Origin of the sequence: Streptomyces sp. NBC_01335, from assembly GCF_035953295.1 — a bacterium.
Classification (GTDB): Bacteria; Actinomycetota; Actinomycetes; order Streptomycetales; family Streptomycetaceae; genus Streptomyces.
Window position 1 is genome coordinate 4,835,552 of the sequence record NZ_CP108370.1, and the last position, 19,864, is coordinate 4,855,415.

Consider the following 19,864-nt stretch of genomic DNA (forward strand, 5'->3'; position numbering starts at 1 on the left):
GGGCCGCTCCAGGCGGCGCCCCGGAGCCGGCTCAGCCCAGGTCCACCATGTCCTTCGCGGCCGGCTTCTCCGCCACGACGGGCTTGTCGAAGTCGGAGAAGGTCATGGTCATCGGCTCGTCGCCGCCCGTGGAGCTCACCTGGAGGAGCTGCGGGGTACTCCCGGTGGACACCAGGATCGAGTAGGTCTCCTCGCCGTCCTTCTCGGTCAGGCGGAACGCGGGAGCGCCCGCGAAGGTGGTCGGTCCCACCTTCTTCGCCTCCGTGTCGCCGTCCTCGAAGTCCTTGAGGAGCGACTCCAGGTCACAGAACTCGAGCATGTCCTTCGTGTCCGGGTCCGAGGCCTTCTCGGTCATCCAGTGGTCGGCGACCGTGTCCACCGCGGCCTGGGTGTCCGCCTCGGACTCGCCCTCGGACTGCGCGCGCAGCATCGCCTCGTCGAGCTTCATGTAGACGGTCTGGTCGATCTTGATGACCGCCATCGAACCCTGGTCGCCCATGGCCATGGTGCCGGTGCACTTGCCGCCGCCGATGCTGGTCGAGAACTCGGCCTTCATGGGGCTGTCGGCCGACTTCATGTCGACGGAGAGGTGCAGGGAGGTCGCCTTGCGGATGTTCTTGAGCGCCGAGTTGACGACGTCGGGGCCCGACTTGTCCGCGAAGGGTGCGACCTTCTTCGCGGGCGAGGCCGCGCCGCCCTCCTCGGCGCCGCAGGCGGCGAGGCTGAGGACGGAGAGGGTGCAGACGGCGGCAGCGGCGGTACGCGCGACTCGGCGCATGGCGGTACTCCAGGAGAAGGAAGAAGCGGAGGGTGCAGGAAGCGGAGAGGAGGAACAGAGGCAGACGCCGCCCCGAGGCGTGCGGGCACGTCGGACGGCGCCCGGATGACAACGGGAGGAAGTGACTTGAGCACCGACGGCGTTCACCGGTGCGGGCACAGCTCCATCACAGCAGAGCTTGTGAACCGAGTCAACAATGAATTGTGTGAACACCTGACACTCGACTGTGTATCGATCGGTGCGGCGTGCGTCGGTATGCTCGCCTGCACAGCGCGAACGGTGGCGCGAACGGTGACGATTCGGACCAGGGAGAGAGCAAGTGCCGGAGAACGCCTCTGAGGTGACCGCCGCCGGGATCGCCCGCCTGGCAGGAGTCGGACGGGCGGCCGTCAGCAACTGGCGCCGCCGCCACGCGGACTTCCCCAAGCCGGTCGGCGGTACGGAGACCAGCCCGTCCTTCGCGCTCGCCGAGGTGGAGGACTGGCTCCGGGGGCAGGGGAAGCTGGTCGAGGTGCCGCTCCGGGAGCGCGTCTGGCAGCAGCTCTCCGGACATCCGGCCGGTACGGTCGCCGCCCTGATCCACGTCGGCTGCGCCTTGTTGCTCGTACGTGACCGGCCCACCGCCTGGCTGGAGCTGGCGGCGGTCTCGGACGAGCGGGTCGCCCGACTGCTGCCCGAGGCCCTGGCGCCCGTACTCGACGCCCGGTTCGGGCCGCAGGTTCCGGGAGGGCGCGAGGAGGCCGGACCGGCTCGCCGCGAATCCGCCGCCCCGCCCCCCGTCCGGGCCGTCCAGGCGCCCGGGGCGGAGGCGCTGCTGTCGTCCGTACCGTTGCTGCGTGGGGCTGCCGCGCTGGCGGCGGAGTCCGGGGCCGGGCCGGCCTTCGAGTTCCTCTTCGGCCGCCAACTGGACGCCAATCCACGGCAGTACACGCTCACCCCGCCCGATCTGGCCGCGCTCATGGCCGACCTCGCCGTCCCGCCCGAGGGCCCCGGCCGCCGCCCGTCCCGGAAGACGCCCGCCCCCGCCGTGCTGGACCCCGCGTCCGGGACCGGGGCGCTGCTGCGCGCGGTCGGCCGGCCCGCCGCCCTGTACGCGCAGGAGGCCGACCCGGACCTCGCGGCGCTCACCGCCCTCCGCCTCGCCCTGGGAGCGGGCGGCGGTGCGGCCCCCGAGGCGCCGGAGCTCGCGGTGCGTACCGGCGACACCCTGCGCGCGGACGCCTTCCCGAAGCTGGCGGCCGACGTGGTGCTCTGCCACCCGCCGTTCAACGAACGCAACTGGGGCCACGACGAACTGGCCTACGACCCCCGGTGGGAGTACGGGTATCCGGCCCGCGCCGAGTCCGAACTCGCGTGGGTCCAGCACGCGTTGGCCCGGCTGCGCCCCGGCGGCACCGCGGTGCTGCTGATGCCCCCGGCCGCCGCCTCCCGCCGCTCCGGCCGCCGCATCCGCGCCGACCTGCTGCGCCGGGGCGCGCTGCGGGCCGTCGTCGCGCTGCCCGCCGGCGCGGCCCCGCCGTACGGCGTCCCGCTGCACCTGTGGGTTCTGCGCAGGCCGGACCACGGCGTGCAGCCCTCGCCCGAACTCCTCCTGGTGGACACGGCCGAGTCCACCGACCCCACGACGGGCGCGACCGGGGCGGCCGGTGGCATCGGCGGGCTCGTCGGCGGCCTCCCGGGAAGTGGCCGCGAGCGGATGGACTGGCCGCTCGTCCGCCGTACGGTGCTCGACGCCTGGCACGCCTTCGCCGCCGCCGGCCCCGGGCCCGAGGCCAACCCCGGCAACGCCCCCGCACCGGGGCCGCGCCGGGCCGTGCCCGTCATCGAACTCCTCGACGACGAGGTCGACCTCACCCCCGCCCGCCACCTGCCCCGTGCCGTCACCGGCAACGGGGCCGCCGAACTGGCCGACGTACGCAACCGGTTGACGGACGGTCTGCGGCTCACCCTCCGGCTGACCCCGCCGCCCGCCGACCCGACCGAGCCCGCGTCCCGGCCGTTCACCACCCTCGGCGAACTCGCCCGCGCGGGCGCCCTCCAGCTCAGCACCGGCGGCTCCGGCAGCACCAGCGGCACCAGTGGCTCCGGCAGCGCCCCCGGGCCCGTCCTCACCGAACACGACGTGCTCGGCAACACCCCGCCCAGCGGCCTCCCGGCCCCAGCGGCCACCCCCGGCACCACCCCCGGCCCCGCCGAGGACGCCGTCGTGCTCCGTGCCGGTGACGTCGTGGTCCCCGTGCTCGGCGGCGGCTCGGTCGTCCGGGTCGTGGACGAGGCGGCCGCCGGGGCCGTGCTCGGCCGCAACCTCCAGTTGCTGCGCCCCGATCCGGCCGTGCTCGACCCCTGGTTCCTCGCGGGTTTCCTGCGCGGCACCGCCAACAACCGCCGCGCCAGCAGCCACGCCTCCACCGCCTCGCGGCTCGACGCCCGCCGCATCCGGCTTCCCCGGCTCCCGCTGGACGAACAACGCCGGTACGGTGAGCAGTTCCGCGCCCTCGCCGCCTTCGAGGACGCACTGCGCACGGCGGGCCGACTCGGCGGACTGCTGGTCCAGGGCATGTACGACGGGCTCACGGACGGGACGGTCGCCCCGGAGTGAGCTGAGCCGCATCCGTTGTGCACAACCGGGGAACGGCTGTCCGCGCGGGTGTATACGCTCGCACCACCACATCCGCCCATCGCCTCCCGGGAGCGGCACATGCACGGCTACGGCTATCCGCCGGAGCTTCCCCCGGCGCGCCCTTCCCCGGCGACGCTGACGGTCCTGCGCGTGGTCTTCGTGGCACTGGCCGTGCTGAGTTGCGGCTTTCTGGCGTGGGCGGCGATGCTGCGGCTGGCCATCGTGACCAAGCGGCCGCGCGACTGGGCGCTGTTCGCCCTCTCCCTCGTCTTCACGGCTGGCCTCGCCGTCTTCTTCGACATGATCCCCAGCGACGAGGACAAGATGACGACCGAGCAGGCGTTCGCCCTGCTCGGCGGGATGCTCGGCCTCATGGGCGGCGTCGCCTGGTACTACCTCCACCAGGACATCCGGCACTTCGGCCCTCTGGGGCCCGGCGCCGTGGCCGCCCGCGCGCTCGCCGCCGCCGGTTACCCGACCGCCGGCCCCGCCGGCCCCACCGGCCCCACCGGCCCCGCCGGTCCCGTGCAGGGGTACGGCTACCCGTACGCCGCCCCCGTCCACCCGGCCCCGCCCTACGGCGCACCGCCCGTCCCGCACCACCCGCAGGGCCCCGCGCCCTACCGGCCCACCCCGCCGCAGCAGCAATCGCCGCTCCAGCCGCAGCCCACCCCGCCCCCGCAGCGACCCGGCCCGCCCCAGCGGCTCGACCAGGTCCGCGCCGAGCTGGACGAGCTGAGCGACTACCTCCGCAAGGAGGGCGAGGGCCGGTGAGCGGTCGCGTCGTCGCCGGGCGGTACGCACTCGCGGCGATCCTCGGCCAGGGCGGCATGGGCCAGGTCTGGACGGCGTACGACCAGCGGCTCGACCGCCGGGTCGCGGTGAAGCTGCTGCGCCCCGACCGGATGGGCGTGCCCGGCGGCCCCGAGGAGGCCGACGAGCTGCGCCGCAGGTTCGCCCGGGAGTGCCGGGTGACCGCGCAGGTCGACCACCCCGGACTGGTCACCGTCCACGACGCCGGGGGCGACGGCGACGACCTCTTCCTCGTCATGCAGTACGTCGAGGGCTCCGACCTCGCCGACCACCTCGCCGAGCACGACCCCTACCCGTGGCCCTGGGCCGTCGCGGTCGCCGCCCAGCTCTGCGCGGTGCTCAGCGCCGTGCACGCGGTGCCGATCGTCCACCGCGACCTCAAGCCCCGCAACGTCATGGTCCGGCCCGACGGCACCGTCACCGTGCTCGACCTCGGCGTCGCCTCCGTACTCGACAACGACACCACCCGGCTCACCCACACCGGCTCCCCGATCGGCTCCCCGGCCTACATGGCGCCCGAGCAGGCGATGGGCGGCGCGGTCGGCCCGTACACCGACCTGTACGCACTCGGCGTGCTGCTGCACGAACTGCTCAGCGGGGACGTGCCGTTCTCCGGGTCCACCGCGCTCGGCGTGCTCCACCGCCACCTCTACGAACCGCCGCTGCCGGTCCGTCACCTCCGCGCCGACGTGCCCGAGCCGCTGGAGGCCCTCGTCCTGCGGCTGCTCGCCAAGGACCCGCAGGCCCGCCCCGGTTCCGCGCAGGAGGTGTACGAAGCCCTCGCCCCGCTGCTCCCCACGCGCGGGACGCCCGGCGGACCGCTCGACCCGACCCGCCCGTTCCTCCGCCCGCACGCCCCCTGGCCCGACCGGGCGACCGCACCGGCCCCCGCACCGGTCACCGGCTTCGGGCCGCCGACCGTACCCGCCGAACGACCGGCGTCCGGCCGGGCCGACGTGGCGCGCGCCGTCGACGACGTCAAGCGGCTCCTCGGCGAGGGCCGGATCACCCAGGCCGTCGACATCCTCGGCGCCATCCTGCCGACCGCCGCCGCCGAGCACGGCGAACACTCGCCCGTCGTCCGTATCCTCCGCAAGCAGTACGCGGCGACGCTGATGGACGACGGCCAGTACCGCCGCGCCCTGCCCGAACTCCGCCGCCTCACCGACGACCGCACCGCCGAGGCAGGACCCGGCGACCCGCAGACCCTCCAGTACCGCTACGACGCCGCCACCTGCCTGGAGCAGCTGGGCGAGACGGCCGCCGCGCTCAACGAGTACCGCGCGGTCCTCCCGTACTACGAGAACGTCTACGGGGCCGTCGCCGGCGACCCCGGCCGGGCCTTCGACATCCGCCACCGCATCGGGCTGCTGCTGCTCGCCGTCGGCGACCACACCGCAGGACGCGCCCAGCTCCAGGCCCTGCTGTACGACACCGAGCGCTCCTACGGCCCGCACCACCCGCTCCCCGCCGAGCTGCGCCGCCGGCTGACCCACCAACAGGACGTACGCGGCGGCTGACCACTTCGAAGCATCGACCGCCGGGCACACGGACACCGCCCGCAAGCACCACATCCCCAACTCCTCCCGAATCGTTGGTCGAACCAGTGGCCCCCATGGCCGCCACTGCCTAACATCGATCACCGCAAGGCTTTGTGCACTGATGCACAAACTCTCATCGGGAGGCTCCTTTGCACCGCCGTCGTCGCACCGCGCTCACCCTCTCCGCCGCGCTCCTCCTCTCCGCACCCGTCCTCACCGCCTGCGGTGGCGAGGCCCACCCCGGCGCCGCCGCGATCGTCGGAGGACAGCGGATCGAGGTCTCCACCCTCCAGGCGGACGTCGCCGAGGTGCGCGCCGCCCAGGAGAGCTCGCCGCAGTCCGCCCAGTTGGTGAAGGGGTCCGGGCAGCTCCCGCGCGCCGCCCTGCACCGGCTGATCTTCGGCCAGGTCCTGGACCGGGCGGCCGAGGACGCCGGGGTGACCGTCAGCCGCAAGGAGCTCCAGCAGGTGCACCAGGCGGCCGTCGCCCAGTACGGCGGCGAGGACGAGCTGGCCGCGACCCTCCTCCAGGAGCGCTGGATCTCCCCGGAGCAGATCGACGGCGACCTCCGCCAGGAGGTCCAGCTGCCGAAGCTGGCGGCGTCGCTCGGCGCGGACCTGCAGACCCAGGAGGGCACCCAGAAGGTGACGGCGGCGCTCACCAAGGCGTCGAAGTCGCTGCACATCGACGTCAACCCGCGCTACGGAGCCTGGGACGACCAGCAGATCCGCCTCGGCACCTACCAGTCCCCGTGGCTCGCCAAGGCCACCGGAACCGACACCGCCGCATCCGGCGGGGACGGTGCCGGAGCGGACGGTTCCGCGCAGCAGGAGACCGTCCCGGCGGGCTGACACACCGCCGGGGTAGGTTCGACGGGTGAACGCTGAAGCACCCGGCCGGGTCGTCCTCCTCACCGCCAGCCACCGAGTCGCTCCGGGACTGCTGTCCTGGCCCGCCTGGCAGACGCTGCGCACCGCCGACCGCGTGCTGTGCGGTACCCCCGACCACGTGCAGCTGCCGTATCTGCGCGAGGCGGGCGTCACCGTCGAGAACACCGAGCCGACCGCCGAGGAACTGGTCGACGCCTGCGCCGGCGACCGGACCGTGGTGGTGCTGGTCGGCGGGGAGGGCGACCAGCGGCTCACCGACGGGCTCGCCCGCCTCGGCGGCTCCGGCCGGGTGCGGATGCCGGACCTGGAGCTGCTCCCCGGCTCGTACGACCTGCCGGGCGCCCGGCTGCTCGACCTCGTCCAGGTCATGGACGTGATCCGGCGGGACTGCCCGTGGACCTCGCGGATGACCCACCGGGGCCTCGCCAAGTACGCCATCGAGGAGACGTACGAACTGGTCGAGGCGATCGAGGACGGCGACCGCGACGAACTCCGCGAGGAGCTCGGGGACGTCCTGCTCCAGGTCGTCTTCCACGCGCGGATCTCCGAGGAGGACACGGAGGCCCCCTTCTCCGTCGACGACGTGGCGGGCGGGCTGGTGGAGAAGCTGATCCGCCGCCACCCGCACATCTTCGGCGACGCGACCGCCGCGACCCCCGACGACGTCCGCGCGCACTGGCTGCGCACCAAGGCGGTCGAGAAGCAACGCGACTCGGTCACCGAGGGCATCCCGCTCGGTCAGCCCGCGCTGGCCCTCGCGGCGAAGCTCGCCGGCCGGGTCCGAGGGTCGGAGGTGGACGTCGCCCCGCCCACCGGCGACACCCTCGGCTACGAGCTGCTCGCCCTCGCCGTCCGCGCCGAGGCCGACGGCGTCGACCCCGAAGCCGCCCTGCGCGCGGCGGCCCGCGCCTACCGCGACGCGATCCTCGCGGCGGAGGGCGTCAGCACCCCGGACACCGTCGATGAGTGACCGGCCGGTGGACGAAGGCCCCGCAGAGCACGAGCCCGCGCGTGAGCCTGAGCACGAGCCCGCGCGCGAGCCCGCGCGCGAGCCCGCGCGCGAGCCGGAAGGCGTGCCCGACCGCCTGCCCACGCCCGAGCCCGGTGGCCCTGCCCCCGCCGGCTGCCCCGCGCACGGCGCGCCCGCCGCCCCCGAACTCTTCACCTGGGAGTTCGCCACCGACCCGTACCCGGCGTACGCCTGGCTCCGGGAGCACAGCCCGGTGCACCGCACCACGCTGCCCAGCGGGGTCGAGGCCTGGCTGGTCACCCGGTACGCCGACGCGCGGCAGGCGCTCGCCGACAACCGGCTCTCCAAGAACCCGGTCCACCACGCCGGGTCGGCACACGCCAAGGGGAAGACCGGGATCCCGGGGGAGCGCAAGGCCGAGCTGATGACCCATCTGCTCAACATCGACCCGCCCGACCACACCCGGCTGCGCCGGCTCGTGTCGAAGGCGTTCACCCCGCGCCGGGTCGCGGAGTTCGCGCCCCGCGTGCAGGAGCTGACGGACCGGCTCATCGACCGGTTCGCGGCCGGGGGCACCGCCGACCTCATCCACGACTTCGCGTTCCCGCTCCCCATCTACGCCATCTGCGACCTGCTCGGAGTGCCCGAGGAGGACCAGGACGACTTCCGGGACTGGGCGGGGATGATGATCCGCCACGGCGGCGGACCGCGCGGCGGAGTGGCGCGCTCGGTGAAGCGGATGCGCGCCTACCTCGCCGAACTCATCCACCGCAAGCGGGAGAACCCGGGCGACGACCTGATCTCCGAACTCATCCGGACCAGCGACCACGGCGAGCACCTCACGGAGAACGAGGCCGCCGCCATGGCCTTCATCCTTCTCTTCGCGGGTTTCGAAACCACCGTCAACCTCATCGGCAACGGCACCTACTCCCTGCTCCGCCACCCCGAGGAGCGCGCCCGCCTCGAAGCGTCCCTGGCGGCGGGGGAGGAGGAGCTGCTCGCCACCGGCATCGAGGAACTGCTCCGCTTCGACGGCCCGGTGGAGCTGGCCACCTGGCGGTACGCCACCGAACCACTGGCCATCGGCGGCGAGGAGATCGCGGCCGGCGACCCCGTACTCGTGGTGCTCGCCGCGGCCGACCGCGACCCCGCGCGCTTCGAGGACCCCGACCGGCTCGACCTCGCGCGGCGTGACAATCAGCACCTCGGCTACGGCCACGGCATCCACTACTGCGTGGGTGCGCCGCTCGCCCGGCTGGAAGGCCGGACCGCCCTCGCGACCCTGCTGAAGCGCCTTCCTGACCTGCGTCTTGCGGGGGAAACCGCCGATTTGCGGTGGCGTGGAGGGCTCATCATGCGTGGACTGCGCACCCTTCCGGTGGAGTTCACACCGAGGCCGGCGCTCGGCAAAAGTGACGCTCCGTCAACACTGTGATGTTCACGTGATCTGCGAGGCATCGACTTGTGACACACGTTCGAGTCCCGCTAGGTTCACGGTTCGACGCATCAGTTCACCCGTCAGTCACACGGAAGGCACTCCCATGGGCTCCGCGAACGGCAGACACCGCCGCCCTCGCCAGGCACCCGCCATCGTCGTCGCAGCCGGCGTGACAGGCTCCGCCCTCGCGATTCCGCTCCTCGCCGCGGGCAGCGCCGGCGCCGCGGACGCGAACACCTGGGACAAGGTCGCCGAATGCGAGAGCGGCGGCACCTGGAGCGCCGACTTCGGCAACGGCTACTACGGCGGACTGCAGTTCTCCCAGGAGACCTGGGCCGCCTACGGCGGTACGGACTACGCGCAGCGCGCGGACCTCGCCAGCCGCACCCAGCAGATAGCCGTGGCGGAGAAGGTGCTCGACGCCAAGGGCCCGCAGGCGTGGCCCGGGTGCGCGGTCATCTCCGGTCTCGCGCCCGTCGGCTCGCTCATCGGCGTCGACCCGGGGTCCGTCTCCGCCGCCGACGCGGGCGCCTCGGCCGGCACGATCCCGGACGCGGACGGCGCGCCCGCCTCGACCGGCACCACGGAGTCGACGGGCACCTCGGGCTCGACCGGCACCTCCGGCGCGACGGGCTCGACCGATTCGACGGGCTCGACCGGGAGCAGCGCCACGCCGGGCCCCGACGCCTCCGTCACCCCCTCGCCCTCCGGCTCGGCCACCCCGGGCAGCACCACGCCCGGCAAGAGCGGGGCGAAGGGCGGCGCGTCGGCCGGTACGACCGACGGCGCGACGGACGCGGCGACCGGCGACACCGCGACCGGCGGCAAGCACCGCGGGACACCCGACCCGGACGAGGCCGCCGCCGACGCCTCGCGCGACACCGGCCGGCACGCCTCGCGCGGCGACAGCGACGCACGCGACGACGCGGCGCTCGCCACGGACGGGACGTACACGGTGCAGTCCGGGGACAACCTCTGGGCGATCGCCGACGCGCAGCACCTGTCGGACGGCTGGACCGAGCTCTATCAGGCCAACGAGGACGTGATCGGCTCCGACCCCGACCTGATCCTGCCCGGCCAGGAGCTCGACCTGTCCACGCAGACGGCCACCGGAACGTCGTCGTCCGCTTCTGCGGCGACCGGGACCGCTTCCGACACGCCGGAGACCGTGCCCGACACGACGGAGACCGCCCCCGTCAACTGATCAAATTCGGGAAAACCGCCCGAAAAGAGGGGCAGTTAAGGGGCCTATGTCCACTTTTGCGAAAGTGAGACATGGGTCTCTTCGCTGTTTCGGCGTGTCGCGGTCACGGGGGTTCGGGGATGTCCGCTTTGACCTGCGGAAACGGTTATTCAGGCGTGGCCAGTAAGGTCTGATTGTCTGATATGTCCATCATTGAATGTGGGGGTTCGCTCTGTTTACGGTCAGAGCCGCTCGCACCGCGGGCCCCGTCGACCGTCACGCCGAATCCTGCCGTCGGTCGAAGGGAACAGACGCGAAAGCGCCGTAGGCAGGAGCGGGGGACCCAGGTAAGCCGCCGGAATCGGACGGCCCGTCGGAAACGACGGGCGGGCCGGGACCAGCTTGGGGTGAAGCCACACGCAAGGACGTGTGGCCGGGCAACTCATTGGCCCGAACCCGACAGCTCACCTCGTAGGCGTCGGTGAGGAGATCTTCCATGCTGCTGTCCAGCAAGGGTAAGCACCGCCGCTCGTCCAAGGCCGTCCGTGTGGCCACGCTCGCCGGCGTCGCCGGTGCCGCCATCGCCCTTCCGCTGATGGGCGCCACCAACGCCTCCGCCGCCTCCGTCTCCACCTGGGACGCCGTCGCCCAGTGCGAGTCCGGTGGCAACTGGTCCATCAACACCGGCAACGGTTACTACGGTGGCCTCCAGTTCTCGCAGTCCAGCTGGGCCGCCGCCGGCGGTACGAAGTACGCTCCCCGCGCCGACCTGGCCACCAAGGAGCAGCAGATCGCCACCGCCGAGGTGCTCCTCGACCTCCAGGGTCCGGGCGCCTGGTCCTGCGCCGGTGCCGGCAACCTCACCAACGACGGTGTGGACCCGGGCGTCGACACGGGCTCCTCCTCCGCGAGCGCCGACACCTCCGCGAGCGCCGGATCGACCGCGACCGACGACAGCGCCTCCACGGCGACGCCGGACCGCTCCACCGACTCGCAGGCCGCCTCCCGCAGCGAGGAGCGCCCCGCCGCCGAGAAGTCCGAGACCGTCACCACGCCCACCGGCGACAAGGTCGAGAAGGGCGACGGCGAGTACAAGGTCGTCACCGGCGACACCCTCAGCACCATCGCCGAGAAGCAGGGCGTCAAGGGCGGCTGGCAGAAGCTGTTCAAGCTGAACCACGACATCGTCGACGACGCCGACCTCATCTTCCCGGGTCAGCAGCTCCACCTGAAGTAGTCACGAACCTCTCCTCCCCGGAACAGGGGTGTCCGGCGGCACCTCTTTCCCACTCCCTGGCCCGGCGCGCACTCCCCCCGCACGCCGGGCCAGGGCCTTTTCCCGGAGCGCCCCGGCCTTCGGGCAGGGGAAGCCGATCCCTGAAGAGGGGAAGGAGGAGCCTCCTTCCCCGGGCGTACGGCAGACCGCCGGGCTCCGTATCGCCACACGTTATGTTCCGTACGGAAACAATGTGTAGGCTCGCCGTGTCACTGGACGGACGGTCGGCTGGCCGATGTCCTGTGTCCGGTTAGGCTCTAGTCGCAAGGCTCAAGAGCCCCGCACAGTCAGCGTCACATCCCAGAAGGAGATGCTCGTGCCGTCCATCGACGTCGTCGTAGCCCGGGAAATCCTCGACTCGCGGGGTAACCCCACGGTCGAGGTCGAAGTTGGTCTCGACGACGGCAGCACGGGCCGTGCTGCCGTTCCGTCCGGCGCCTCCACCGGCGCTTTCGAGGCCGTCGAGCTTCGCGACGGTGACCCCAAGCGCTACCTGGGCAAGGGTGTCGAGAAGGCCGTCCTCGCCGTCATCGAGCAGATCGGCCCGGAGCTCGTCGGCTACGACGCCACCGAGCAGCGCCTGATCGACCAGGCGATGTGCGACCTGGACGCCACGGAGAACAAGGGCTCGCTCGGCGCCAACGCCATCCTCGGCGTCTCGCTCGCCGTGGCCCACGCCGCCTCCGAGGCTGCCGACCTCCCGCTCTTCCGCTACCTCGGCGGCCCGAACGCGCACCTGCTGCCCGTTCCGATGATGAACATCCTCAACGGTGGGTCGCACGCCGACTCCAACGTCGACATCCAGGAGTTCATGATCGCCCCGATCGGCGCGGAGTCCTTCTCCGAGGCCCTTCGCTGGGGTGCCGAGACGTACCACACGCTGAAGAAGGTCCTCAAGACCAAGGGCCTCTCCACCGGTCTCGGCGACGAGGGCGGCTTCGCCCCGAACCTCGAGTCCAACCGCGCCGCCCTCGACCTCATCGTCGAGGCCATCAAGGAGGCCGGCTTCGTCCCCGGCCGCGACATCGCGCTCGCGCTCGACGTCGCCGCGTCCGAGTTCTACAAGGACGGCAAGTACGAGTTCGAGGGCAAGTCCCGCTCGGCCGCCGAGATGACCGAGTACTACGAGGAGCTCGTCTCCGCGTACCCGCTGGTCTCCATCGAGGACCCGCTGTACGAGGACGACTGGGCCGGCTGGAAGGTCATCACCGACAAGCTCGGCACCAAGGTGCAGATCGTCGGCGACGACCTCTTCGTGACCAACCCCGAGCGCCTCGCCCGCGGCATCGAGGAGGGCTCGGCCAACGCCCTGCTCGTCAAGGTCAACCAGATCGGTTCGCTGACCGAGACCCTCGACGCCGTCGAGCTCGCCCAGCGCAACGGCTTCAAGTGCATGATGTCCCACCGTTCCGGTGAGACCGAGGACGTCACCATCGCCGACCTCGCCGTCGCCGTGAACTGCGGCCAGATCAAGACCGGCGCCCCGGCCCGCTCGGACCGCGTCGCCAAGTACAACCAGCTGCTGCGCATCGAGGAGATCCTCGACGACGCCGCGGTGTACGCCGGCCGCTCGGCGTTCCCCCGCTTCAAGGGCTGATCCACTGCCCGTGAGGGCACCAGCCTCCGTCCGTCCCCGCACTCGGTCCCGTACCGTGTGCGGGGACGGACGTGCGTGACGGGGAGGCATGAACATGGCCGTGAAGGACCGCGACCGGTTCTCCACCGCGACCAGGCTGCGGCTGCTCGGCGAGCAGACGGCGGCCCGCGTCTACCGCTCCCAGAACCGCCGCCAGGCCCACCGCTCCCGGCTCACCGGCCGCGCCGCGTTCCTGGCCCTGATCGTCTGCACCCTGATCGTGGCGCTGGCGTACCCCATGCGGCAGTACGTCTCCCAGCGCGAGGAGATCGCCGACCAGGAGCGGACGCTCCAGGACGCCGGGAAGCGCGCCGAGGAGCTGCGGGACGAGAAGGCCCGCCTCCAGGACGACGCGTACATCCGCCGCCTCGCCCGCGAGCACCTCCACTACGTACTCCCCGGCGAGACCGGCTACACCGTGGTCGACCCCGGCGCGGCGGGCGACGACCGGGGCGAACCCGGCGCCGGCGGCCGGGCCTGGGACTCGAACCTCTGGGACGGCGTGGACAGCGCGGACGGCTCCGGCAGCGACTCCGACGGCGACTGAGCCCCGCCCCGCGCGGCCGGGCACACTGGTCCGGCAGGCACACTGGTCCGTACGGAACGGCGCCTTTCGGCGTACCCCGCGGCGCACCGCACTCCACAGCAGCACCTCCGAGCAGAACCAAGGCAGGCATGGACACGCCCCCTCCGCAGACCGAATCCACTCCGCCCACCGACGCGGACATCGCCGCGTTCGAGCAGCAGCTCGGACGGCCGCCGCGCGGGCTGCGCGCCATCGCGCACCGCTGCCCCTGCGGCAACCCGGACGTGGTGGAGACCCAGCCCCGTCTGGAGGACGGCACGCCGTTCCCGACGACGTACTACCTGACGTGCCCGCGTGCCGCCTCCGCGATCGGCACGCTGGAGGCGAACGGCGTCATGAAGGAGATGACCGAGCGTCTGGGCACCGACCCGGAGCTCGCCGCCTCCTACCGCGCCGCGCACGAGGACTACATCGCCCGCCGCGACGCCATCGAGGTCCTCGAAGGCTTCCCCAGCGCCGGCGGCATGCCGGACCGGGTGAAGTGCCTGCACGTCCTCGTCGGCCACTCGCTGGCCGCAGGACCCGGCGTGAACCCGCTCGGCGACGAAGCCATCGCCATGCTCCCCGAGTGGTGGGCCAAGGGCCCCTGCGTGACGCCGTGCACCCCCGAGAAGCCCGCCGAGGAGTCCGCGTGACCACCACCCGGGTCGCGGCCGTCGACTGCGGCACCAACTCCATCCGGCTGCTCGTCGCCGACATCGACCCCGCCACCGGTGGCTTCACCGAGCTGGACCGCCGGATGCGGATCGTCCGCCTCGGCCAGGACGTCGACCGCACCGGCCGCCTCGCCCCCGAGGCCCTGGAGCGTACGTTCGCCGCCTGCCGCGAGTACGCCGGGGCCATCGAGGAGCTGGGCGCCGAGAAGATCCGCTTCGTCGCCACCTCCGCCTCCCGCGACGCCGAGAACAGCGCCGACTTCGTCCGCGGCGTCCACGAGATCCTGGGCGTCGAGCCCGAGGTGATCACCGGCGACCAGGAGGCCCAGCTCTCCTTCGACGGCGCCACCAAGGAGCTGCACGGCGACAGCGGTCACGGCTTCGCCTCCCCGTATCTCGTGGTCGACATCGGCGGCGGCTCCACCGAGTTCGTCCTCGGCGACGAGACGGTCCGCGCCGCCCGCTCGGTCGACATCGGCTGCGTCCGTATGACGGAGCGCCACCTCGTCCAGGACGGCGCGAAGATCGACCCGCCGACCGAGGCCGGGATCGCCGCGATCCGCGCCGACATCGACGCGGCCCTCGACCTCGCCGCCGAGACCGTCCCGCTGACCGAGGCCACCACCCTCGTCGGCCTCGCCGGCACGGTCACCACCATCGCCGCCATCGCGCTGGACCTGAAGGAGTACGACTCCGAGGCCATCCACCACTCCCGGATCTCCCTCGCCCGCGTGGAGGAGATCACCACCCGCCTGCTCGCCTCCACCCACGCCGACCGCGCCGCGATCCCCGCGATGCACCCCGGCCGGGTCGACGTCATCGCCTCCGGAGCCCTGATCCTCCAGGCCCTGATGCGCCGGACGGGGGCCCGGGAGATCGTGGTCAGCGAGCACGACATCCTGGACGGGATCGCCCTCGGTGCGGCGACGCTCGGCGGCGAATGATCTGCTGAGTGGGGCCGGGTTCGGGGGCATGGTGCTCCCGGGCCCGGCCGCTGTCTCAGATGCTGCGGTAGACGTCGCGCCGGTCGCCGACCTTGACGACGAGGATCACCAGTTCGTCGTTCTCGATCTGGTAGGCGACCCGGTAGTTCCCGACCCGGAGACGGTAGAGACCTGAGGAGCCGACAAGTTTCTTGACGTCGGCGTCCTCGCGGTACGGGTCTTCGCCGAGCGCGGTCAGCGCGGCCAGGATGCGCATGGCGGCAGGCCGGTCGATGGCACGGAGTTGCCGCTGCGCCGTGGCGGTGAACCGGAACGCGTACTTCACGCCGCGCCTTCGGAGTGTTCGGTGAACAGATCGGCCAGCAGCTCGGCCATGGTCACGGTCGGGCCGCCCTGGGCCAGGACCGCTTCCGCTTCCCGAGCCAGCAGGACGTCCGCGGCTTCCTCCAGCGCGTAGAAGTCGGAGATCGGGACCACAGCGGCAACGGGCTCCCCGTTGCGGGTGATCACCGTGGGCGTGCCCTCCTCGGCGCGATTGATGTGGTCCGCAAGGTGGGCGCGGGCTTCTCGCACGGTCGCGGTCGTCTCAGTCATGAGAAAAGTGTACGCGTAACCGTGTACACATGCCGAGTCGAGTGAAGCGCACTTTGGGAGCGATGCTCGACGGGATCGCCCTCTCGGCTGCCTGAGGGCGCTCTCCCAGGCAAGTCGTACGGGCCTGGTACAAGGCTTGTGCGCGCCTCGTACGCACGCGGAGGCGGCCCACCCCGGGGCTCGGGGTGGGCCGCTCGTGGGTGGGGGACGGGCCGGGGTGGCGCGCCGTCGAGAATCGGCGCGCTCGGTTCACGCGGTGCGCTCGGGGCGGTCGGCGAAGAGGTCCGCCGACAGTTCGGCGATGGTCACGGTCGGGCCGCCCCGGGCCAGTACCGCTTCCGCCTCCCGGGCCAGCCGTGCGTCGGCCGCTGCTTCCAGTGCTTCGAAGTCGGTGATCGACACGATGGCCGCGACGGGTACACCGTTGCGGGTGAGGACCGTGGGGTTCTCCCGCTCGGCGCGATCGATGCAACGCGCGAGGTGGACACGGGCTTCGCTCACGGTCACAGACGTCTTCATCCTCGTCCCGTCCTCATCCTGGAGAGCTTGGGGACACCGGTCGCGCGTGTCGGAAGTGGCCCGGTGGGCTGGGGCCCTCGTCGTGGCCCCCGCCCACGCCCCCAGTCCGCACCGGTCCACCGGGGACGTGCGCGAGGGGATCGGGCGCGGGTCTGTGGCCGGGACGGCCGCTCTCGTGACGGTGCGTCCCAACTCGCCGTCGGGTGAAGGGCGTACGGCGATCGGTTCAGGGGGCCCTACCGCTGCTCCTGCCCCGGCTCCTCCGCCCCTCCGGCGGCTCCCGCCAGCAGCCCGAGCACCTGGCCGATCCGCTCGCGCGCCGCCGGATCGGTGAGGATGCCGTCCGCGCCGGCCGACCCAGGGCCCACCGGAATCCTCGCGCACGCCTCCTCCACGATCAGGGCGCCCGTGTAGCCCAGCACGCTCCGCAGGGTGGCCTCCGCGCCCTGGCCCCGGCCGGGGGCGGCGGCGTTCACCCAGGCCGCGGGCTTGTCGCAGATCTCCGTACCGCCGACCGTCCAGTCGAGCAGGTTCTTGAACGAGCCGGGCAGGGTGCCGGCGTACTCCGGAGTGCAGATCAGTACCGCCGCCGCCCCGGCGATCGCCGCGCGCAGTTCGGCCACGGGGGCCGGCAGCGGATCGGTGTCCTCGTCGGGGTTGAAGTGCGGAAGCTTCGCCAGGCCGTCGTAGCGGACCGTGCGCAGCGGCGGCGGCGCCACGGCCTGTGCGGTACGCAGTACGGACTCGTTGGAGGAACCGGCCCGCAGGCTTCCGGACAGCAGGAGGATCACAGGGGGTGTGGACATCCGCCCACGCTACCGGCGGCCGGGCTTCGGAAGGCGTGTCCGACCGGCCGGGCCCTGAGCCAGGCCGGGAGCGGGTTCACCGTGCGGGGCATCCGGATTAAATCGTCGACCCCTTGACGTAGATCATCGGGGCTTCCCATGCTGGCTGTATGCCATCCGAGGTCAGTCCGCCGACTCGCTCCGAGCGAGGTGCGGCACCCCGTACGGGCGTGCCGTGCCACGGGTGGGCCGACTGTCCGGGTTCGCGCTGACCTCTCACGTTCCTTACCTGTAGCGGGCGTTGCCCTGCGGCTGCCGACGGCCGCGGCACCGTCGCGCCTGTCCGCGTGCCGTGCCGCCGGGACGAACGCCCGGCAGTGGTCCCGTACTTGGGTCCGTCGAGCGGCGTCACTCGGCACGCGATGCCCGCGCCCGGCGCCCGTACCCACGACGAAGGAGAGCTGACCGATGACCAGCCACGAGAACCGAACGCCCGTCGGACGCCGGGCCCTGCTGGCCGGAGCCGCCGGAGTGGGGGCGGCGGTGGCCCTGCCCGCAGCGGCCGCACAAGCCGTACCGGCCGCGCAGGCCACCCCGTCCGCCCGTCCCGTACCGGAGGCGTCCGGTGGCCGGGGGCGGGGGCGGTACCCGGCGAACTGGCCCGGTGCCGCGCCCTACGGCGTCGCCGACACCCGCGAGGACCTCTGGCCGAGGGAGGACAACTCCTTCGTGCTGCCCCTGGAGTTGCGGCCCCGCGACGAGGAGCTCGGGCGGGTGTGGATGCGCGACACCTACGTCAACTGCTTCGTCGTGGACGGCCGTCCGCTCTACGTCGCCACGGGCACCACCCGGGTGCCGGGCCTCGACGTCGCCGGGCCCTGGAACGACGGCATCTTCGTGTGGACCGCGCGCGACCTCAAGGGGCCCTGGAAGCTGGCGGACACGACCGGTATCCGCCCCGGCGCGGAGAAGGGCAAGGTGTGGTCGCCCGAGTTCGTGGAGGAGAACCGGCCCGGCCGCACGGTCGTCGCCCCCTGGCAGGAGTACTGGTACGACGACCAGTTCGGCAAGCGCGGCGAAGCCTGGGCGCCGGAGGTGCACCGCTTCGGGGGCACGTGGTACATCGTCGCCTGCATGGGCGACCACTCCAAGAAGGTCGGCTCGTTCCTGCTCGTCAGCGAGGGCGGCGTCGAGGGCCCGTACCGGCTGATCGAGGGCAACCTCGACAAGCCGTTCGGGGACTCCTTCATCGGCGGGCCCGCCTTCATCGCGCCCGGCGCCTACCACCACATCGACGGCAGCCTCTACTCCGAAGGCGACGACGCCTGGCTGGTGCTGCACAACAACCTGTACGCCAAGTTCCGTGACGACATGGAGGACATCGTCCCCGCGACGGGCCTCCCGGCGTTCCGCCAGACGCCCTACGCGCCCGAGCCGTACCTCGAAGGCGCCTACGTGTTCAAGTACGGCGGCAAGTACTACCTCCTCCAGGCCGCCTGGGACCGGACCTCGGTCAACGCCGACGGCACCACCCGCCAGGGGTACGACACCGCCGCCGCCGGACGCGTCCAGTACCAGTACGACGCCGTCGCCGCCGTCTCCGACACCTTCGAGGGGCCGTACTCGCAGCGCTGGACCGTCGGCGTCGGCGCCGGCCACAACAACTTCTTCGAGGACCACCGCGGGCAGCTGTGGGCGACCTTCTTCAGGAACCCCAACCTCGGCTACTGGTCCAACGCCTCCCGCCTCGGCGACGCCGCCGTGCCCGGGGTCGTCCAGGTGGAGTGGACCGGTCCCCAGGGCAACCGGCTGTACGTCCGGCGCCGCGACTGAGCTGTACGTCCGGCGCCGCGACCGAGGAGAGCGCGGATGGGTACGGCAACCCGCGCGGGCTGCCGTACTCAGTACTTGCCGTCCCCGGCCCCGCCCTCTTCCCCGGCCCCGTTCTCTTCCCCGGCCCCGCCCTCTTCCTCGGCCCCGTCGTCCTCCTCCGCCGCCCCCGAGTGGTCCCCGAGGACGTCCGTCAGCAGCTCGGCCACGGTCGTGGTGGGGTCGACTCCGGACAGCACCGCCTCCATGTCGAGCACGTCGGCCGCCTCCTCCAGGGCCTCGAAGTCCGCGATCGGCACCACGGCGGCCACCGGGGTGCCGTCGCGTGTGATCACCGTGGGTTCGCCCTGCTCGGCGTGGTCGATGGGGGCGGCGGGGTTCGCGCGGGCCTCCTGGACCGTCACGGTTCTCCTTGTGGTCATATGTCCAGTGTGTGCGCACCCGGTGCGGGTCCGCGCGTCCGGCTGCCGACCCACTCGCCGGCCCGCCCGTCGGACCGGCCCGCGACCCCGCCCGGGACCCTCCCGGCGTGCAACCTCACCTCCCGGAATTCGCGCGCTCACATGCGGCCCGGCCTGCACTTCTGATGCTCGACGGGGTCTCCCGGTGGGCGGCGAGGGGGCCCGGAGGGGTCGTCCGGGAGGGCGTCGCGGCCACCTTCGTGAACTTCTTCACAAGGAATTCGGTCCGCACGGGCCAAGTTCTTCGCTCTCAGGGGTTCGAATGGGCCTGTGCGTACGTTTTGTGCGCTACGCGCGGGTGTCCCCCGCGCGGTGCGCGCGGGTTGGACGGAGGGGGTGAAAAG

18 protein-coding genes, 1 pseudogene and 1 riboswitch are annotated in these 19,864 nt (G+C 72.5%); of the genes and pseudogenes, 13 read left to right on the forward strand and 6 right to left on the reverse strand.

Going from position 1 to position 19,864, the window contains the following annotated elements:
- Positions 1–31 precede the first annotated feature (31 nt).
- The gene (locus tag OG599_RS20875; protein ID WP_327177494.1) at positions 32–778 is read right to left on the reverse strand and encodes a hypothetical protein; all 747 of its coding nucleotides are present in this window, start codon (positions 776–778) and stop codon (positions 32–34) included.
- Between the two features lie 319 nt (positions 779–1,097).
- Between OG599_RS20875 and OG599_RS20880 the strand changes: the two genes are divergently transcribed.
- The 12 genes from OG599_RS20880 to OG599_RS20935 all read left to right on the forward strand — a co-directional run bounded on the left by OG599_RS20880 (position 1,098) and on the right by OG599_RS20935 (position 15,331).
- Positions 1,098–3,377: an N-6 DNA methylase gene (locus tag OG599_RS20880; RefSeq protein ID WP_327177495.1), complete on the forward strand. Its 2,280-nt coding sequence runs from the start codon at positions 1,098–1,100 to the stop codon at positions 3,375–3,377.
- Between the two features lie 99 nt (positions 3,378–3,476).
- Positions 3,477–4,172, forward strand: a complete 696-nt coding sequence (locus OG599_RS20885; RefSeq protein ID WP_327177496.1) for a hypothetical protein — start codon at positions 3,477–3,479, stop codon at positions 4,170–4,172.
- Positions 4,169–5,731: a serine/threonine-protein kinase gene (locus OG599_RS20890; protein WP_327177497.1), complete on the forward strand. Its 1,563-nt coding sequence runs from the start codon at positions 4,169–4,171 to the stop codon at positions 5,729–5,731. The genes OG599_RS20885 and OG599_RS20890 overlap by 4 nt, the downstream gene beginning before the upstream one ends.
- A 170-nt stretch (positions 5,732–5,901) precedes the next feature.
- On the forward strand, positions 5,902–6,603 hold the full coding sequence (locus OG599_RS20895) for a SurA N-terminal domain-containing protein (protein WP_327177498.1): 702 nt from the start codon (positions 5,902–5,904) through the stop codon (positions 6,601–6,603).
- A 25-nt stretch (positions 6,604–6,628) separates the two neighbouring features.
- Positions 6,629–7,612, forward strand: a complete 984-nt coding sequence (locus tag OG599_RS20900) for a nucleoside triphosphate pyrophosphohydrolase (protein WP_327177499.1) — start codon at positions 6,629–6,631, stop codon at positions 7,610–7,612.
- Positions 7,605–9,047: a cytochrome P450 gene (locus OG599_RS20905; RefSeq protein ID WP_327177500.1), complete on the forward strand. Its 1,443-nt coding sequence runs from the start codon at positions 7,605–7,607 to the stop codon at positions 9,045–9,047. Before OG599_RS20900 ends, OG599_RS20905 begins: the two co-directional genes overlap by 8 nt.
- Positions 9,048–9,153: 106 nt before the next feature.
- Positions 9,154–10,254: a transglycosylase family protein gene (locus OG599_RS20910; protein ID WP_327177501.1), complete on the forward strand. Its 1,101-nt coding sequence runs from the start codon at positions 9,154–9,156 to the stop codon at positions 10,252–10,254.
- Between the two features lie 289 nt (positions 10,255–10,543).
- Positions 10,544–10,726, forward strand: a riboswitch (cyclic di-AMP (ydaO/yuaA leader).
- A 3-nt stretch (positions 10,727–10,729) separates the two neighbouring features.
- On the forward strand, positions 10,730–11,470 hold the full coding sequence (locus OG599_RS20915; protein ID WP_327177502.1) for a transglycosylase family protein: 741 nt from the start codon (positions 10,730–10,732) through the stop codon (positions 11,468–11,470).
- A 349-nt stretch (positions 11,471–11,819) separates the two neighbouring features.
- Complete coding sequence (gene eno, locus OG599_RS20920; protein WP_266708104.1) at positions 11,820–13,106, forward strand: phosphopyruvate hydratase; 1,287 nt, start codon at positions 11,820–11,822, stop codon at positions 13,104–13,106.
- Positions 13,107–13,200: 94 nt separating this feature from the next.
- Positions 13,201–13,692 carry an FtsB family cell division protein gene (locus OG599_RS20925; protein ID WP_327177503.1) on the forward strand — a complete coding sequence of 164 codons (492 nt, stop codon included), beginning with the start codon at positions 13,201–13,203 and terminating at the stop codon, positions 13,690–13,692.
- 128 nt (positions 13,693–13,820) lie between these two features.
- Positions 13,821–14,366: a DUF501 domain-containing protein gene (locus tag OG599_RS20930; RefSeq protein ID WP_327177504.1), complete on the forward strand. Its 546-nt coding sequence runs from the start codon at positions 13,821–13,823 to the stop codon at positions 14,364–14,366.
- Positions 14,363–15,331 carry a Ppx/GppA phosphatase family protein gene (locus tag OG599_RS20935; protein ID WP_327177505.1) on the forward strand — a complete coding sequence of 323 codons (969 nt, stop codon included), beginning with the start codon at positions 14,363–14,365 and terminating at the stop codon, positions 15,329–15,331. Before OG599_RS20930 ends, OG599_RS20935 begins: the two co-directional genes overlap by 4 nt.
- A gap of 55 nt (positions 15,332–15,386) precedes the next feature.
- Here the strand turns inward: OG599_RS20935 and OG599_RS20940 are convergent, their stop codons facing one another.
- The 4 genes from OG599_RS20940 to OG599_RS20955 form a co-directional block, all read right to left on the reverse strand.
- Entirely contained in the window at positions 15,387–15,656 is a 270-nt protein-coding gene (locus OG599_RS20940; protein WP_327177506.1) for a type II toxin-antitoxin system RelE family toxin, read from the reverse strand.
- Entirely contained in the window at positions 15,653–15,925 is a 273-nt protein-coding gene (locus OG599_RS20945; RefSeq protein WP_327177507.1) for a type II toxin-antitoxin system Phd/YefM family antitoxin, read from the reverse strand. Before OG599_RS20945 ends, OG599_RS20940 begins: the two co-directional genes overlap by 4 nt.
- A 249-nt stretch (positions 15,926–16,174) precedes the next feature.
- Positions 16,175–16,444: a type II toxin-antitoxin system Phd/YefM family antitoxin gene (locus OG599_RS20950; RefSeq protein ID WP_327177508.1), complete on the reverse strand. Its 270-nt coding sequence runs from the start codon at positions 16,442–16,444 to the stop codon at positions 16,175–16,177.
- A gap of 236 nt (positions 16,445–16,680) precedes the next feature.
- Positions 16,681–17,250 (reverse strand): NADPH-dependent FMN reductase, encoded by a 570-nt coding sequence (locus OG599_RS20955; RefSeq protein ID WP_327177509.1) that lies wholly within the window; start codon positions 17,248–17,250, stop codon positions 16,681–16,683.
- Between the two features lie 447 nt (positions 17,251–17,697).
- Here OG599_RS20955 and OG599_RS20960 point away from each other — a divergent pair, with 447 nt between their 5' ends.
- On the forward strand, positions 17,698–19,062 hold the full coding sequence (locus tag OG599_RS20960) for a family 43 glycosylhydrolase (protein WP_327177510.1): 1,365 nt from the start codon (positions 17,698–17,700) through the stop codon (positions 19,060–19,062).
- A 155-nt stretch (positions 19,063–19,217) separates the two neighbouring features.
- Here OG599_RS20960 and OG599_RS20965 read toward each other — a convergent pair.
- Positions 19,218–19,481: pseudogene (locus tag OG599_RS20965) on the reverse strand (type II toxin-antitoxin system Phd/YefM family antitoxin); the annotation flags it as partial.
- Positions 19,482–19,864: the final 383 nt, after the last annotated feature.